This is a genomic window from Caulobacter sp. GW822-FHT01G02 (genome assembly GCF_058802865.1).
The window spans coordinates 83,457-98,613 of the sequence record NZ_JBXAON010000008.1; the positions used below are offsets into that span (position 1 = coordinate 83,457).

16 protein-coding genes are annotated in these 15,157 nt (G+C 66.0%); 2 read left to right on the forward strand and 14 right to left on the reverse strand.

Annotated elements, in window-relative coordinates; all coding sequences use genetic code 11:
• Positions 1 to 2 precede the first annotated feature (2 nt).
• Positions 3 to 1,232, reverse strand: a complete 1,230-nt coding sequence (locus tag AC1RNC_RS21800) for a thiamine pyrophosphate-dependent enzyme (RefSeq protein WP_062099361.1) — start codon at positions 1,230 to 1,232, stop codon at positions 3 to 5.
• Positions 1,233 to 1,424: 192 nt separating this feature from the next.
• Here AC1RNC_RS21800 and AC1RNC_RS21805 point away from each other — a divergent pair, with 192 nt between their 5' ends.
• Positions 1,425 to 1,898 carry an Lrp/AsnC family transcriptional regulator gene (locus AC1RNC_RS21805; protein WP_062099363.1) on the forward strand — a complete coding sequence of 158 codons (474 nt, stop codon included), beginning with the start codon at positions 1,425 to 1,427 and terminating at the stop codon, positions 1,896 to 1,898.
• 16 nt (positions 1,899 to 1,914) lie between these two features.
• On the opposite strand, the gene bioB is transcribed toward AC1RNC_RS21805, so the two are convergent.
• The 9 genes from bioB to AC1RNC_RS21850 form a co-directional block, all read right to left on the reverse strand.
• Positions 1,915 to 2,946, reverse strand: coding sequence for a biotin synthase BioB (bioB, locus tag AC1RNC_RS21810; protein ID WP_492888300.1), 1,032 nt, complete (start codon positions 2,944 to 2,946; stop codon positions 1,915 to 1,917).
• A gap of 25 nt (positions 2,947 to 2,971) precedes the next feature.
• Positions 2,972 to 3,682: a MerR family transcriptional regulator gene (locus AC1RNC_RS21815; protein WP_062096212.1), complete on the reverse strand. Its 711-nt coding sequence runs from the start codon at positions 3,680 to 3,682 to the stop codon at positions 2,972 to 2,974.
• Positions 3,683 to 3,708: 26 nt separating this feature from the next.
• Positions 3,709 to 4,638 (reverse strand): electron transfer flavoprotein subunit alpha/FixB family protein, encoded by a 930-nt coding sequence (locus AC1RNC_RS21820; protein ID WP_492888301.1) that lies wholly within the window; start codon positions 4,636 to 4,638, stop codon positions 3,709 to 3,711.
• Positions 4,638 to 5,384: an electron transfer flavoprotein subunit beta/FixA family protein gene (locus AC1RNC_RS21825; RefSeq protein WP_492888302.1), complete on the reverse strand. Its 747-nt coding sequence runs from the start codon at positions 5,382 to 5,384 to the stop codon at positions 4,638 to 4,640. The genes AC1RNC_RS21820 and AC1RNC_RS21825 overlap by 1 nt, the downstream gene beginning before the upstream one ends.
• Positions 5,381 to 5,782 (reverse strand): MerR family transcriptional regulator, encoded by a 402-nt coding sequence (locus tag AC1RNC_RS21830; protein ID WP_062097682.1) that lies wholly within the window; start codon positions 5,780 to 5,782, stop codon positions 5,381 to 5,383. The genes AC1RNC_RS21825 and AC1RNC_RS21830 overlap by 4 nt, the downstream gene beginning before the upstream one ends.
• Positions 5,779 to 7,773, reverse strand: a complete 1,995-nt coding sequence (locus tag AC1RNC_RS21835; RefSeq protein ID WP_492888303.1) for an acetyl-CoA carboxylase biotin carboxylase subunit — start codon at positions 7,771 to 7,773, stop codon at positions 5,779 to 5,781. The genes AC1RNC_RS21830 and AC1RNC_RS21835 overlap by 4 nt, the downstream gene beginning before the upstream one ends.
• A gap of 67 nt (positions 7,774 to 7,840) precedes the next feature.
• Positions 7,841 to 8,077, reverse strand: coding sequence for a hypothetical protein (locus tag AC1RNC_RS21840; RefSeq protein ID WP_156447763.1), 237 nt, complete (start codon positions 8,075 to 8,077; stop codon positions 7,841 to 7,843).
• Positions 8,078 to 8,206: 129 nt separating this feature from the next.
• On the reverse strand, positions 8,207 to 8,989 hold the full coding sequence (locus AC1RNC_RS21845) for an SDR family NAD(P)-dependent oxidoreductase (protein ID WP_062095590.1): 783 nt from the start codon (positions 8,987 to 8,989) through the stop codon (positions 8,207 to 8,209).
• A gap of 14 nt (positions 8,990 to 9,003) precedes the next feature.
• On the reverse strand, positions 9,004 to 10,536 hold the full coding sequence (locus tag AC1RNC_RS21850) for an acyl-CoA carboxylase subunit beta (RefSeq protein WP_492888304.1): 1,533 nt from the start codon (positions 10,534 to 10,536) through the stop codon (positions 9,004 to 9,006).
• A gap of 231 nt (positions 10,537 to 10,767) precedes the next feature.
• On the opposite strand from AC1RNC_RS21850, the gene AC1RNC_RS21855 reads away from it, so the two are divergent.
• Positions 10,768 to 12,180 carry a helix-turn-helix domain-containing protein gene (locus AC1RNC_RS21855; protein ID WP_062093533.1) on the forward strand — a complete coding sequence of 471 codons (1,413 nt, stop codon included), beginning with the start codon at positions 10,768 to 10,770 and terminating at the stop codon, positions 12,178 to 12,180.
• Positions 12,181 to 12,489: 309 nt separating this feature from the next.
• Here AC1RNC_RS21855 and AC1RNC_RS21860 read toward each other — a convergent pair whose 3' ends face one another.
• The 4 genes from AC1RNC_RS21860 to trbB form a co-directional block, all read right to left on the reverse strand.
• Complete coding sequence (locus AC1RNC_RS21860) at positions 12,490 to 13,080, reverse strand: nucleotidyl transferase AbiEii/AbiGii toxin family protein (protein WP_255357733.1); 591 nt, start codon at positions 13,078 to 13,080, stop codon at positions 12,490 to 12,492.
• Positions 13,046 to 13,549: a nucleotidyl transferase AbiEii/AbiGii toxin family protein gene (locus AC1RNC_RS21865; RefSeq protein ID WP_255357732.1), complete on the reverse strand. Its 504-nt coding sequence runs from the start codon at positions 13,547 to 13,549 to the stop codon at positions 13,046 to 13,048. Before AC1RNC_RS21865 ends, AC1RNC_RS21860 begins: the two co-directional genes overlap by 35 nt.
• On the reverse strand, positions 13,546 to 14,178 hold the full coding sequence (locus AC1RNC_RS21870; RefSeq protein ID WP_295107976.1) for a DUF6088 family protein: 633 nt from the start codon (positions 14,176 to 14,178) through the stop codon (positions 13,546 to 13,548). Before AC1RNC_RS21870 ends, AC1RNC_RS21865 begins: the two co-directional genes overlap by 4 nt.
• Positions 14,179 to 14,240: 62 nt before the next feature.
• Entirely contained in the window at positions 14,241 to 15,143 is a 903-nt protein-coding gene (gene trbB, locus AC1RNC_RS21875) for a P-type conjugative transfer ATPase TrbB (RefSeq protein WP_492888359.1), read from the reverse strand.
• Positions 15,144 to 15,157 lie beyond the last annotated feature (14 nt).

The window sequence follows — 15,157 nt, forward strand, 5'->3', positions numbered from 1 at the left end:
CGTCAGATCCCCAGCTCGCGGCGCTGTTCAGTGACGCGCCAGTCGGGGTCCTTGAAGACGCCCTCGAACATTTCCTTCACGCTCGGCTTGGACTTGCCGAGCGTGCCGACCGCCTCTGCCTCCTTGACCGCTGCGCGCACCTCGGCGTCCAGTTCGGCCGCCAGGGCCGCGTGGCGCTCCTCGTCCCAGGCGCCGAGCGCGATGAGGTGCGTCTTCAGGCGGTCGAGCGGGTCTCCCAGAGGCCAGGCCTCGGCTTCGTCGGCCGGTCGATATTTGGTCGGATCGTCCGAGGTCGAATGGCCAGACGCGCGATAGGTGTAGAGCTCGATCAGCGTGGCGCCGAGGTTCTGGCGCGCCCGTTCGGCCGCCCATTCAGTGGCCGCCCAGATGGCCAGAAAGTCGTTGCCGTCGACCCGAAGCCCCGGCAGGCCATAGGCAAGCGCCTTGGCCGCGAAGGTGGTTTCATTGGCCCCGGCGATGCCCGAAAAACTGGAGATAGCCCATTGGTTGTTGGTCACGCACAGGATGACCGGCGCCTTGTAGACACTGGCGAAGGTCAGGGCCTCATGGAAGTCGCCTTCGGCCGTTGTGCCTTCGCCGATATAGGCTAGCGCGATGGAATCGCCGCCCTTGAACGCCGAGGCCATGGCCCAGCCGACGGCGTGACCAAAGCGGCTGCCGACATTGCCTGACAGGGAATAGAACCCGTATTTCCGCGCCGAATAGAGGATCGGAAGCTGGCGCCCCTTCAGCGGATCCTTCTCGTTGGAGAAGATCTGATTGCACAGATCGATCAGCGGGTAGTTGCGCGCCATCAACCAGCTGAGCACGCGATAGGTCGGGAAACACATGTCGTCACGGTCCAGGAACAAGGACTGCGCCGCACCGATCGCCTCCTCCCCGGTCGACTTCATGTAGAAGCTGGTCTTGCCCTGACGATGCGCGCGAAACAGTCGCTCGTCGAACACACGCGTCAGCAGCATGGCGCGAAGTCCCGCCAGTAGCGTGCTCGTCGAGAGATTGGGATTCCAGGGCCCCGTGGCCTCGCCCGCATCGTCGAGGACACGAACCAAGCCGAAGGGCAGATCGCGCATCTCCGCTTCGAGAGCGTTGGTCTCGGGCCGTCGCGTGGCTCCGGCCGACGGGATCAGCGCACGATCGAACGAGGGCGCATCGCCAGGCCGGGCGGCCGGTTCTGGGATGTGTAGGCGAAGCGTGGGGCGATTTTTCATGACGGGCCACTGAATGAGGTGCCCCAATCTGCCTTCTGATGTCAGAAATTGGATTATCTATTTGGAACGATATGTCGACCCAAACGCATTGGCGGATGCGCGATCGAGCATTTTTTTCGCTTCGTATTGCGAAACTCGCCACAAGATTGGATCAATGACGTCGAACGATGATTGCCTAGCCGCGAGATTCTCATGGCCTTTCTGAACGACCTCGATGAAACCGATCTGAAAATTCTGGACACCATCCAGCGCAATCCGCCGATGACCACAGCGGAGCTGGCCGAGCATGTGGGCATGTCGCAATCGCCCTGCTGGCGCCGCCTCACCCGTTTGAAGGAGGAAGGCTATATCGTCGATCAGGTCACCCGCCTTTCCGCGGAAAGGCTCGGCCTGCGCACGAACATCTTCGCCAACGTAAAGCTCTCCGCCCACGGCCAGAGCAATCTCAACGAGTTCATCGAGGCGGTGTCGCGCATCCCCGAAGTGATGGAGGTCCATCCCACGATGGGACCGTTCGACTTCTTGCTGCGGATCGTCACGCGGGATGTCGAGGACTACCGCGAACTGGCGTTTGGCAGGCTTTTGACCCTTCCGACCGTTCAGGAGATCAACTCCACCATGTCCTTGGGTCCGGTTAAGATGACGACGGCCCTTCCGATCCGATAGGCCCTCGACGCTACGGTCACGCAATCCCCATCAGCAGCTCCAGGTCAAGGAGGCCTTGATCCATCGGACCCGCCGCGTGCATCGGCCTCAGGTCCAGGTCCTGGAACAGCTTTGAGTCCTCGTCCAGGCCCGGCAGCGGGGTGGTCAGCAGCTTGCCGCCGACGAAGATCGAATTGGCGCCGGCCATGAAGCACAGGGCCTGCAGTTCGCGGCTCATGCCCTCGCGGCCGGCCGACAGGCGGACCATCGACCTGGGGCAGACGAGGCGGGCGACGGCGATGGTGCGGACGAACTCGATCGAGTCGATGGCCCTGCCTTCGGCCAGGACCTTGTCGCCCAGCGGGGTGCCGCTGACGGGCACCAGGCCGTTGATCGGCAGGCTGTCGGGATGGGCCGGCAGGGTGGCCAGCTGGTGCAGCAGGCCGGCGCGGTCGCGGCGCGTCTCGCCCATGCCGACGATGCCGCCGCAGCAGGTGCTCATGCCCGCGTCGCGGACGTGGGCCAGGGTGTCGAGCCGCTCCTGATAGGTGCGGGTGGTCACCACGTCCTTGTAGTAGTCCGGGCCGGTGTCGAGGTTGTGGTTGTAGTAGTCGAGGCCGGCGGCCTTCAGGGCCTTGGCCTGGTCGGCGGTCAGCATGCCGAGCGTGGCGCAGGTCTCCATGCCCAGCGCCTTCACCTCGGCGATCATGGTCGCCAGCTTGGGCAGGTCGCGGTCCTTCAGCTCGCGCCAAGCCGCGCCCATGCAGAAGCGCTGGGCGCCGCCGTCGCGGGCCGCGCGGGCCTTGGCCACGACGTCGTCGGCCTCCATCAGCTTCTCGGCCTTCAGGCCGGTCTTGAAGTGGGCCGACTGGCTGCAATAGCCGCAGTTCTCGGCGCAGCCGCCGGTCTTGACCGACAGCAGCTGCGACAGCTGCACTTCCGACGGGTCGAACCAGGCGCGGTGAACACTCGCGGCCTGGAACACCAGCTCCATGAAAGGGAGGTCGAAGAGAGCCTCCGTCTCGGCGAGCGTCCAGTCATGGCGGGGGTGCGGCGTTCCGGTGAACATCGTCGACTCCTGCGAAATGAAGGGGCTAGCCCCGAGAGCAGCCCGCGACGATCGCTCCCGCGATCGAGCGCGCGCGCGCGGCTTCGCTTTGGGCGAGGCGCGCCTGGAGGGCTTGGCGCATCTGCGAAACGGTCGGCGGCAAGGTGTCGGAAATCCAAGTGATCTCCTTGACCGAGAAGCCGGCGCGCCGAAGCTCGATCACCATGGCCAGGCTCTCACGCATGGCGTCGTCGACCACGACGCGTCCGCCTTGGCGTGCGAAGGCGACGACACCGGCATTTTCCCAATGCTTGACGACGGTCAGGCTGAGACCAAAGGCCTTGATGGTCTCGCGAAACGCCGACCCGAGCTGGGTCGACGGCTTGCTCACGGTTTGAGCTTGGCGGGCCGCAAGCGCGTCACGCATCTGCTTGATGGTCGGCGGTAAGGTGTCGGAGATCCAGGCGATTTCCTTGACCGAGAAGCCGGCGGCGCGAAGTTCGATGACCGTGGCCAAATGCTCTCGCGTCGTATCGTTGACAACGACGCGCCCACCTTGCCGCTCGAACGCGACAAGGCCGGCCTCTTCCCAACGCCTGATGATGGTCGGACTGAGGCCGAAAGACGTGATGATCTCACGCAGCGCCGACGGCGGCGGGGCAGTGAGTTTGCGAGCTATCGTCTTGCGTTCGGCGCGAGCGAACATGGCTTCGGCCGACTTGGTGATCGGTCCGACATAGTCGGCGCGAGCAGTCATCCCGGATATCCTTTGTTTGGCGGTCGTCAGGTCAGGGCGTCCATCAGCTCCGGCACGGCCGTCTTGTAGTCGGCGACCAGGCCGAAGTCGGCCACCTGGAAGATCGGCGCGTCGGCGTCCTTGTTGATCGCGACGATCACCTTGGAGTCCTTCATGCCGGCCAGGTGCTGGATCGCGCCCGAGATGCCGATGGCGACGTACAGCTGCGGGGCCACGACCTTGCCGGTCTGGCCGACCTGGTAGTCGTTCGGGGCGTAGCCGGCGTCGACGGCCGCGCGCGAGGCGCCGACGGCGGCGCCCAGCTTGTCGGCCAGCGGCTCGATCACGCGCTGGAACTCCTCGGCCGAGCCCATGGCGCGACCGCCCGAGACGACGATCTTGGCCGCGGCCAGTTCCGGACGGTCCGACTTGACCATCTCTTCGCTGACGAAGCGGGTCTTGCCAGCGTCGGCGCCGCCGACGGTTTCCACCGAGGCGCTGCCGCCTTCACCCGCCGCCGCGAAGGCGGTCGGACGGACGGTGATCACCTTCTTGGCGTCCGACGACTGGATCGTCTCCAGCGCGTTGCCCGCATAGATCGGGCGCGTGAAGGTGTCGGCCGAGACGACCTCGACGATGTCGGAGATCGGGGCGACGTTCAGCTTGGCGGCGACGCGCGGCGCGAAGTTCTTGCCGCCCGAGGTGGCCGGAACCAGGATCGCGTCGTAATTGCCGGCCAGGGCCAGCACCGCGTCGGCCTGGGCTTCGGCGACGCCGTGGCCCAGGGCGTCGGACTCGGCCAGCAGCACCTTGCGGACGCCGGCGATCTTGGCGGCCTCGGCGGCGACGCCCGAGACGCCCTTGCCCAGCACCAGGACGTCCACGTCGCCCGAGATCTTCAGGGCGGCGGTGACGGTCTTGTGGGTGCCATCGCGCAGGTGCGCGTTGTCGTTATCGGCGACGACGAGAACAGCCATTACAGCACCCCCGCGGTGTTGAGCTTCGAGACCAGATCGGCGGCGGTTTCAACCTTGATGCCGGCCGAGCGCTTGGCGGGCTCGGTGACCTTCAGGACCTTCAGGCGCGGGGCGACGTCGACGCCGTAATCGGCGACGGTCTTGCTCGCGATTTCCTTCTTCTTCGCCTTCATGATGTTGGGCAGCGACGCGTAGCGCGGCTCGTTGAGGCGCAGGTCGGCGGTGATCACGGCCGGCAGGTCGACGTCCAGGGTCTGCAGACCGCCGTCGACTTCACGGGTGACCTTGGCGCTCGAGCCCGAGACGTCCAGGGCCGAGACGTAGGTGGCCTGCGGCCAGCCCAGCAGGGCCGACAGCATCTGGCCGACGGCGTTGTTGTCGCCGTCGATCGCCTGCTTGCCCATGATCACGAGGTTCGGGTTTTCCTCGGCGACCACGGCGGCCAGCAGCTTGGCCACGGCCAGCGGCTCGACGTCGGCGTCGGAGGTGATCAGGATGCCGCGGTCGCCGCCCATGGCCAGCGCCGTACGGATGGTTTCCTGGGCCTGCGCGGGGCCGATGCTGACGATGACGACCTCGGTCGCCACGCCCTTTTCCTTGAGACGCACGGCTTCTTCGACCGCGATCTCGCAGAAGGGATTCATCGACATCTTGACGTTCGCCAGGTCGACGCCCGTCTGATCCGCCTTCACGCGGGCCTTGACGTTGTAATCGATAACCCGTTTAACCGGGACTAGGACCTTCATCGGACTTCCCTAGGACTGCGACTGGCTTGGGCGCTGGCCGTGAAGGCGGTTTTCAAGTCGCCGAGCAGCTGCCGAATCATCGCCAGTTCACGCGTTTTCTGATCTTGGGCGGACAAGAGCGCTTTACGCACCGCACGCAGATAAGCGGCCTCGTCAGGCCGAAGCGACATGATCGCCCGGATGGTGGCGATCGGGACGTCCGCCTTTCGCAGAAGCGCTATGACGGTTAGACGATCGACGGTTTCAGGATCATAGCTACGAGCGCTCTTGTAGAGACGGTACGACTGGATAAGACCGACCGCCTCGTAGTGGCGCAGAGCGCGTTGCGACACACCCAGTCGCGCGGCCATCGCGCTGATCGACAGAAAAATGTCGGTGGGGGAGACGTCCGACGTCATGAGAACTCCACCAGCACCTCGTCGGCCGCGACCGGATCGCCGCCCTTGGCGTTGACGGCCTTGACCACGCCGTCGCGCTCGGCGCGGATGATGTTCTGCATCTTCATGGCCTCGAGCACGCAGACCACCTCGCCCTCGCGGACCTGCTGGCCGGCGGTGACGTCCATCGAGACCACCAGGCCCGGCATGGGCGAGAGCACCAGCTTGGAGGTGTCGGCGGCCTGCTTCTCGGGCAGCTTGTCGTGCAGCTCGGCCGAGCGCGGGGTCAGGACCAGCACCCGGGCCTTGGTGGCGCGGTGGCGGATGTCGAAACCCTCGGCGGCCGGTGCGACCTGGACGGTGAAGGCCTTGCCGTTCAGTGCGGCGCGGAACACCGGCTTGCCTGGACGCCAGTCGATGTCGGTCAGGGTCAGCGCGCGGTTCTCGTCGAGGAGCGTGACGATCACGTCGGCCTCGCCGGAGATCCTCACCGGCCGCTTGGCGTGGCCGACGGCGACCACCCACGCGTCGCGCGGCGCGCCGATCAGACCCGAGGCGTAGGACCGGGCGCGGGTGGCGTAGACCCGCTGCATGGCCGCGCCGACGGCGGTCAGGATGTCCAGTTGCTCAGGGCTAGGCTCAGTCCCGGCAAAGCCGTCGGGGAACTGGTCCTTGATGTAGCTGGTGGCCAGCTGGCCAGACCGAAAGCGCTCCTCGTCCATCACCGCGGCCAGGAACGGGATGTTCTGGCCAAGACCCTCGATGTGGAAGTCCTCCAGCGCCCGGCCCATGCCGTCGATGGCCGCGATCCGGGTCGGGGCCCAGGCGCACAGCTTGGAGATCATCGGGTCGTAGTACATCGAGATCTCGTCGCCCTCGCGCACGCCGGCGTCGTTGCGGATCGTGTACGGACCCTGCTCGCCCTCCGCCGGAGGGTCATAGCGAACCAGGCGGCCGATGCTGGGCAGGAACTTGCGGTAGGGGTCCTCGGCGTAGATGCGGCTTTCGATGGCCCAGCCGTTGATCTTCAAGTCCTTCTGCTCGAAGGTCATCTTCTCCCCGTAGGCCGAGCGGATCATCTGCTCGACCAGATCAAGGCCCGTGATCAGCTCGGTGACCGGGTGCTCGACCTGCAGGCGGGTGTTCATCTCCAGGAAGAAGAAGCTCTTGTCCTGGCCGGCGACGAACTCGACCGTGCCGGCGCTATCGTAGTTCACCGCCTTGGCCAGGGCGACGGCCTGGGCGCCCATGGCGGCGCGGGTGGCCTCGTCCAGCAGGGGCGACGGGGCCTCCTCGATGACCTTCTGGTTGCGGCGCTGGATCGAGCACTCGCGTTCGAACAGGTGGACGACGTTGCCGTGCTTGTCGCCCAGCACCTGGATCTCGATGTGGCGCGGGCTCTCGATGAATTTCTCGATGAAGATGCGGTCGTCGCCGAAGCTGGCCTTGGCCTCGGCGCGCACGGCCGGGAAGCCTTCCTCGACGTCCTTGCGGTTCCAGGCCACGCGGATGCCCTTGCCGCCGCCGCCCGCCGAGGCCTTGATCATCACCGGATAGCCGATCTCTTCCGAAATCTTCACGGCCTCGGCGGTGTCGGCGATCTCGCCGATATGGCCAGGGACGCAGGAGACGCCGGCGGCCTGGGCGAACTTCTTGCTCTCGATCTTGTCGCCCATGGCCTGGATGGCGCCGGGATTGGGGCCGATGAACACGATCCCCTCGTCGGCGCAGCGCTGGGCAAAGCCCGCGTTCTCGGACAGGAAGCCGAAGCCCGGATGCAGGGCCTCAGCGCCCGTGGCCTTGCACGCCGCGATGATCTTGTCGGCCACCAGATAGCTCTGATTGGCAGGCGAGGCCCCGATGTGCACGCTCTCGTCGGCCATCTCGACGGCCAGGCTGCCGGCGTCGGCGTCGGAATAGACCACCACCGTCTTGATGCCCAGGCGGCGGCAGGTCTTGATCACGCGGACGGCGATTTCGCCACGGTTGGCGATCAGGAGTTTTTCGAACATGGACCGCGCTCGCTGACAGGCATTGGAGGTGGGATTGAGGACTGATCGTCAGCGCCGACTTCGACCGTCATACGACGTCGCCATAGTCATCGATGACCAGCACGCGGTTGTTAATCATCAGTACTTGGCTGTTGATCTCATCGACGAATGTTGGCGGAGACGCGCCGCTATGCTTCCACCACACGCCGAGACGAAAGAGCCGACCGCACCGTGCGTCGAGCATTCCCGGCCAACGGCCATCGCCATATCCTGCCAGGATCCAGCCGAGCGCGTCCCGTTCTGAAGGATCGGTCGTTTCAGTCACGGCGAAGCCCCGCCGCTCCCGCCAGGCGTCTGCGACCCACTTGAGTTTTGAGATCCGCCTCGCGGGAGATTTTCGGCCCGATCGTCCCGCTGATGATGCAAGACCTGTCGACCGCCAACGCCCCGCTTCTCATCGAGGCGCCAGCCGAATAGCGCCATCAAGCCGGATCGCCGCCGCGTTCAAGTAGGCGTTGCTGCAGATTTCGACGACCAGTGAGGCGTATTCAGCGCCCGTTCCCAGCCGCGCCGGGAACGGTACGCTCGTTGCAAGGCTTTCGCGTACGGCCGGTGGCAAGCTCGCCATCATCGGCGTTTCGAAAAGTCCCGGGAGAATGGTGTTGACTCGTATGCCCTCACTGGCCAAGTCGCGGGCGATGGGAAGGGCCATCCCTTGAACACCCGCCTTCGACGCCGCATAGGCGGCCTGTCCGATCTGCCCGTCCTCGGATGCGATGGACGCCGTCGAAACGACCACTCCGCGCTCGCCATTTGCCAGGCGCTCAAGCGACACCATTCCCAAAGTCGCCAGTGCGATACATCGAAACGTGCCGCCCAGATTGACGCGAAGAACACGATCGAAGTCATCCGTCGACGCGGCCGTCAGCGCCCCATCGCTTCTTCGCCGCGACACGGTCTTGGCGCCGATCACGATGCCCGCGCAGTTCACGAGGATGCGCTCCTGACCGTGACTTGCGCGAGCCTCCGCGAGGCCCGCGATCACGTCCGCATCGCTCGTGACGTCAACTCGACAGGCGAGGCCGCCGCATTCGGCCGCGACCATCTGAGCCCGCTCTAGATTCATGTCGAAGATCGTCACCTTCACGCCTTCGGCCGCCAAGCGTCGCGCCGTGGCTTCGCCAAGGCCGGAAGCGCCCCCCGTCACAATGGCCGCGATGTCGGAATTGAGTTGCATGGAGTTCCCCGGCCCTAGAGCGGAATGTTGTCGTGCTTCTTCCAGGGGTTCGACAATTCCTTCCCCTTCAGGCTCTTGAGCCCCCGCACGATCCGGCGGCGCGTGCCATGCGGCATGATCACGTCATCCACATAGCCGCGCTGGGCCGCCACGAACGGATTGGCGAAGCGGTCCTTGTACTCGGCCTCGCGGACGGCCAGGGCCTCTGGGTCCTTGGCCTCCTGGCGGAAGATGATCTCCACCGCCCCTTTGGCCCCCATCACCGCGATCTCGGCCGTCGGCCAGGCGTAGTTGAGGTCGCCGCGCAGGTGCTTGGAGCTCATCACGTCATAGGCCCCGCCATAGGCCTTGCGGGTGATGACCGTGATCTTCGGCACCGTGGCCTCGGCATAGGCGAACAAGAGCTTGGCGCCGTGCTTGATCAGGCCGCCGTACTCCTGCTTGGTCCCCGGCATGAAGCCCGGGACATCGACCAGGGTGATGATCGGGATGTTGAAGGCGTCGCAGAAGCGCACGAAGCGGGCGGCCTTGCGGCTCGAGTCGATGTCCAGCACCCCGGCCAGCACCTGCGGCTGGTTGGCGACGATGCCGACGGTCTCGCCGTCCATGCGGGCGAAGCCCACGATGATGTTCTTGGCCCACTCGCTGGAGATCTCGAAGAAGTCGGCCTCGTCGACCATCTTCAGGATCAGCTCCTTCATGTCGTAGGGCTTGGTCGGATCGGCCGGGATCAGGGTGTCCAGGCTGGGCTCGTCGCGCAGCGCCTCGTCGAAGCTCTCTCGCTCGGGGGCGGCCTCGCGGTTGGACGAGGGCAGGAAGTCGACCAGGCGGCGGACCTGGGTCATGGCCTCGAGATCGTTCTCGAACGCGCCCTCGGCGACACCGGACTTGGCCGCGTGGACCCGGGCACCGCCCAGTTCCTCTGCGGTGACGACCTCGTTGGTGACGGTCTTCACGACGTCCGGACCGGTCACGAACATGTAGCTCGTGTCCTTGACCATGAAGATGAAGTCCGTGATCGCGGGGCTGTAGACGTCGCCGCCGGCGCAGGGACCCATGATCACGCTGATCTGCGGGATGACGCCGCTGGCCAGGGTGTTTTCCAGGAAGATGTCGGCATAGCCGGCCAGGCTGTCGACGCCCTCCTGGATGCGCGCCCCGCCGGCGTCGAACAGGCCGATGATCGGCGCGCCGACCTTCATGGCCTGGCGCTGGACCTTGATGATCTTCTGGGCGTGGGCGTTCGACAGGCTGCCGCCGAACACCGTGAAGTCCTTGGAGAACAGATAGACGACCTTGCCGTTGATGGTGCCCCAGCCGGTGACGACGCCGTCGCCGGGGATCTTCTGGTCCTGCATGCCGAAGTCGGCGCTGCGGTGCTCGACGAACATGTCGAACTCCTCGAACGAGCCCTCGTCCAGCAGCAGGTCGATCCGCTCACGCGCCGTCAGCTTGCCCTTGGCGTGCTGGGCTTCGACGCGCTTTTCACCGCCACCGGCCTTGGCCTGGGCGCGACGACGGTCGAGTTCCTCGAGAATGTGCTGCAAGGCGACGGATCTCTCGCAATGGGATCGCAAAGAACCGGCCGCCAAGCCGACAAGCGGCTCGGCGGCCTAGGTTTCCGGAGGTGGGCTCCGGCTGGGTGGGAGGAACGCTGTAAAACATCGCTCTATTGCAAAATGCGATTTTTGCGCTTGCCGGCAACAAAAACCGGATCAAAATCAAGCTTTGAAGCCAGATTGAGTGAGCGAAATCTGTAAAGTTGCAAAGTTGTGAAAATGCGAGATAAACTGTTTATCGGCCCCAAGCTCCGCCTGCTGCGCCAAGCGAAAGGCTGGAATTTGGAGGCCTGCGCCACACGGCTTGGCTTGTCGGCAAGCTATCTCTCGCAAATCGAAGCCAATCAGCGGCCGGTGACCGCGCGGGTTGTGATCGATGTGATGCGGGTCTTCGAGGTCGAGGCCGCGACCCTCGATGTCGCCGACGACCAACGGATGGTCGCGGATCTACGCGAGGCTACGGCCGACACGATCCCCGGCGGCGAGCCTCCGGGGCTGCAGGAACTGAAGTCGGCAGTCGCCAACACGCCGAACCTGGCCCGGGCCTTCCTGGCGCTACATGACGCCTATCGTCGACTTGATGAGCGCCTCAAGACGACCGAGGAAGCGGTATCCCTGGACGAGCGGGGCGCGGCCAGCGCCCTCCTGCCCTATGAGGAAGTCCGCGACTTCTTCCACTACAAGAACAACTACGTTCATAGCCTGGACGTTGCCGCTGAAGCCCTCTCGGCCGAACTCGGCTTGGATGGCCCCGAGCCTGTCGAGACGGTGCTGGAGCGCTGGTTGAGGGAAAAACAGGGCATAGGCGTGACACGATCAGCCGAGCCGGATCTTCTACGCCGGTTCGATCCGGCAGCGGGCCTTTTGACCCTCGGCGCGCCCCAGGGCCCCGCCACGCGATCGTTCCAAATGGCCTATCAGATCGTCGCCGCATCGCTCTCTGATACGGTCGAAATGGAGTTGGGGGCGGCGGGCTTTCGTAGCGAGGGCGCGGCCAAGGTTTGCCGCACCGCGCTGTTGAACTATGCGGCGGGCGCGATGCTCTTGCCGTATGAGCGTTTCCGCGAAGCCGCACTCGCAACGCGACACGACACTGAGCGCCTGAGCCTCATGTTCCAGACGAGCTTGGAACAGGTTTTCCATCGGCTCTCGACGCTCCAGCGACCCGGCGCGCGGGGCGTGCCGTTCTATTTCGTGCGTGTCGATCAAGCCGGCAACATCACCAAGCGCCACAGCGCCACACGGCTTCAGTTCGCCCGCTTTGGCGGGACCTGCCCGCTGTGGAACGTGCACGACGCCTTCGCCACCCCCGACAAGTGGCTCGTACAACTGGCCGAAATGCCGGATGGCGTCGGCTATGTCAGCATCGCCAAGGGCGTCGTCAAACCCTCGGGCGCTTACCTACAGCCCGATCGGCGCTACGCGCTGGGTTTAGGTTGTGAAGTGCAGTACGCTGACAGTCTCGTCTATGCACAAGGCTTGGACCTGAAAGGTCCGCCGGCCCGGATTGGGGTTAGCTGTCGGATTTGCGAGCGTAACGACTGCTCGCAACGGGCTTTCCCGCCCGTGGATCGAGCCTTCGAGGTGCTCGAACATGAACGCCGCTCGGTGCCTTTCTCTCTTGAAACTTAGGGCGTTGCGGCCGGTTCCGCCACGCCCTGGTCACCGAGTACTCGCCCGGCGCCGACATAGGCTGGCACCGCGACCGTCCGCGGGCCGTGGCCGTCGCCGGCGTCTCGCTGCTGTCGCCCTGCAACTTCCGCCCGCGTCGCAGGGCCGGGGCCGGCTGGGAGCGCGCCTCGATCATCGCCGCGCCGCGCTCGGCTATCTGATGAGCGGCCCCTCGCGCAGCGACTGGCAGCACTCCATCCCCGACGTCGAGGCCCTGCGCTACTCGGTGACCTTCCGAACCGTCCGCGGCTGAACCGCGCCCATCCCCGGCTAGGTCGCGGCCGGCGCGTTCAGCATTGCCTCCAGCCGCGTGACGCTGGACAGCACCGCCTCGAAGTCGGGAACAGCGCCAAAGATCATGCCGCTCATCGCCGCGTAGTCGCGCGCCAGCTTGACAATCATGTCGTCGTGCGGCGCCAGGGCGAAGCTCCCCGGCTGAGCCGAGGCCAGGTCGGCGTCGGGGCGGTTGAAGAACAGGCGCGCGTGGGCCACGCAGTCGGCGCCCAGGGCTTGGGCGCCCAGGGCGCCCCGGGCCGCCGGGCTCTCCATCAGCCGATGGATGTCGTAGTAGTGGCGCGAGACCCGCTGGCCCTCGCCCCGCAACACGCCATTGGCGTCGAAGGCCCGCCGCAAGCCGTGCAGGATCACCACCTTGTCCCAGAAGGTGCGTTCCGGATCGACCGTGACGACGCCGGCCACGGCCAGATCCGCGCCCGGCAGATCTCCGTCCGCATAGGGTCTGATGGTCCTGGGCTGGTCGGATCCAGGGCCGACTTGGACCCGCTCTCGATCTTGACCAGCTTGTGAACATAAGGGTCGTCGGCCGTCACGGCGGGTAGCGCAGAAGCAGGCTCTGGCCATCCTGGTCGTCCAGGTCGATGTCGACGGCGAAGGCTCCGGCGTCCAGGCCGTTGCGCGCGGCGCAGGCGACCGTCAGTGCGACAAGACGCTCGCGCAGTTCGCCCTGGATATAGTCGGCGCACCGGGCCCGCAGCGCCTCGAGCCAACGCTTGCGCTCATTGGAGCCCATGGCCTGCAGTTGGGCGATGGTGGTCGTCGAGTCCAGGTCCGCCCGGAACACCGTCACGTCGATGTCCTCGGAGAAGCGGCTGATCAGCCCAAACCCCTTGGAGAGCGAGGTGCCGCCCTTGAACAGCAGGCGCGGCTCGGCGGGCAGGCCGTTGAACAGGGCGTCCAGGGTCCAGCAGACCCAGAAGTCCTTCTCGATGTTCGAGGGCGTGGAGCCCAGCCGCTGGGCCGTGGTGTTGAACAGGCCAAGGCGCGTTTCGGCGTCGGCGCCGATGACCTGATCGAAGGCTGGATTCATCATGGCGCCGGCGCCTGGGCCAACTCATCGGCGATGTGCGGGCGGATCAGGTCCTGCATCCAGCTGGGCAGGGCGGCGAATCCGTCGGTCAGGTCCCGGCGCAGCGCCGGCCCCGTCTTGGGATCGGCGAGCAGATTGCCCACCCGCCGCGCGTAGTCCTGGCCGACGTCGTCCTGGCCAAGCGTGTCGCGCAGCCAGTGCAGCGCCTGGACCAGGCGCATGGCTGGCCGGCCGGCCCAATAGAGCTTGCTGGCCGCGGTCGGCCGGAAGGTGATGGCCATCTGGCCAAGCTTTATCGACCGCAGCCGCGCGTCGGCATGGACCACGATCTTGGCCGGCACGGCGTTGGTGAAGCCCAGGTCGTTGGCCGCCGTCATGCCGTCGATCAGCAGCCGGATGTGGTCGCGGCGGGCCACCGCGTCGATCACGGCGGCCGGGTCGGGCGGACTCAGCTGCTGGGTCAGGCTGTTGAGCTTGGGTTTGTCGTAGAGTCCCCGGTCGATCCGGCGCAGCACGCCCTGCGCCAGCCGGCGTTGCAGCGCCTTGTCCACAGCATCGCGACCGCCGAGGTCGGTGAAGTCCGACGGCGTCCACACCTGGCGGCCGGCCGCCTTGGCGATCCGGTCGTCCATGGTAGAGGTCAGTTGTGATCGGCCGCTGGTCATGTCCGAAATGTGTAGACAAATTTCGGACGTCATTGCGCGACGGGCGTCAGGGGGTAATCGCCGTCAATCCAGCCCTCGACCCGAACGAGGCTCTCCAGACACCGGCCGGCCGGCGCGCGACGGATGAACGCCACCAGGTTGACGGCCTGGCCGATCGCCCGATGGGGCACACGCGGCGCGACCTCGCCGATCAGGTCTTCCAGGCGGCTGAGCGCCTCTCGCGCGCTGTTGGCGTGAAGCGTGGCCAGGCCGCCGGGATGCCCGGTGTTCCAGGCCTTGAGCATGTCGAGCGCGCTGCCGTCGCGGACCTCGCCGATGATGATGCGGTCCGGGCGCAGGCGCAGCGCGGCTCGAACCAGATCGGCCATGGTCACCGCCGGCTCCGTGCGCTTGGTCAGCAGGGCGATCTGATCCTTGGCCGAGCACTGCAGTTCAGGCGTGTCCTCGGCGATCAGCACCCGATCGGCGGCGAAGGCGGGCTCGGCCAGAACCGCATTGGCCAGGGTGGTCTTGCCGCTGCCCGTGCCCCCGGCGATCAGGATGTTGTCGCGGCCCTTGGCGGCCGCGCGCAACGCTTGGGCCTGCGCGTCGGTCATGACGCCCGTCTTCACATAGTCGTCGAGGGTGAAGATCACCTCCGGCCGCTTGCGAATGGTGAAGGCCGGCGCCGTCGACACCGGCATGAACACGCCCTGAAAGCGCTCGCCTGACCTGGGCAGGGTGGCGCTGACCAAGGGCTGGTCACGGGTGACCACCTCTCCCACATGGTCGGCCACCAGCCGCAGGATCCGCTCGGCGTCGGCCGGCGCCATGCGCTCCCCGCTGAAGACCCGGCCCTGGCCGATCCGCTCGACCCAGATCGCGCCGTCTGGATTGACCATCACCTCCACCACCGAAGCCTCGGCCAGGGCGGCGGCGATCACCGGTCCCATGGCTTGGCGCAGGG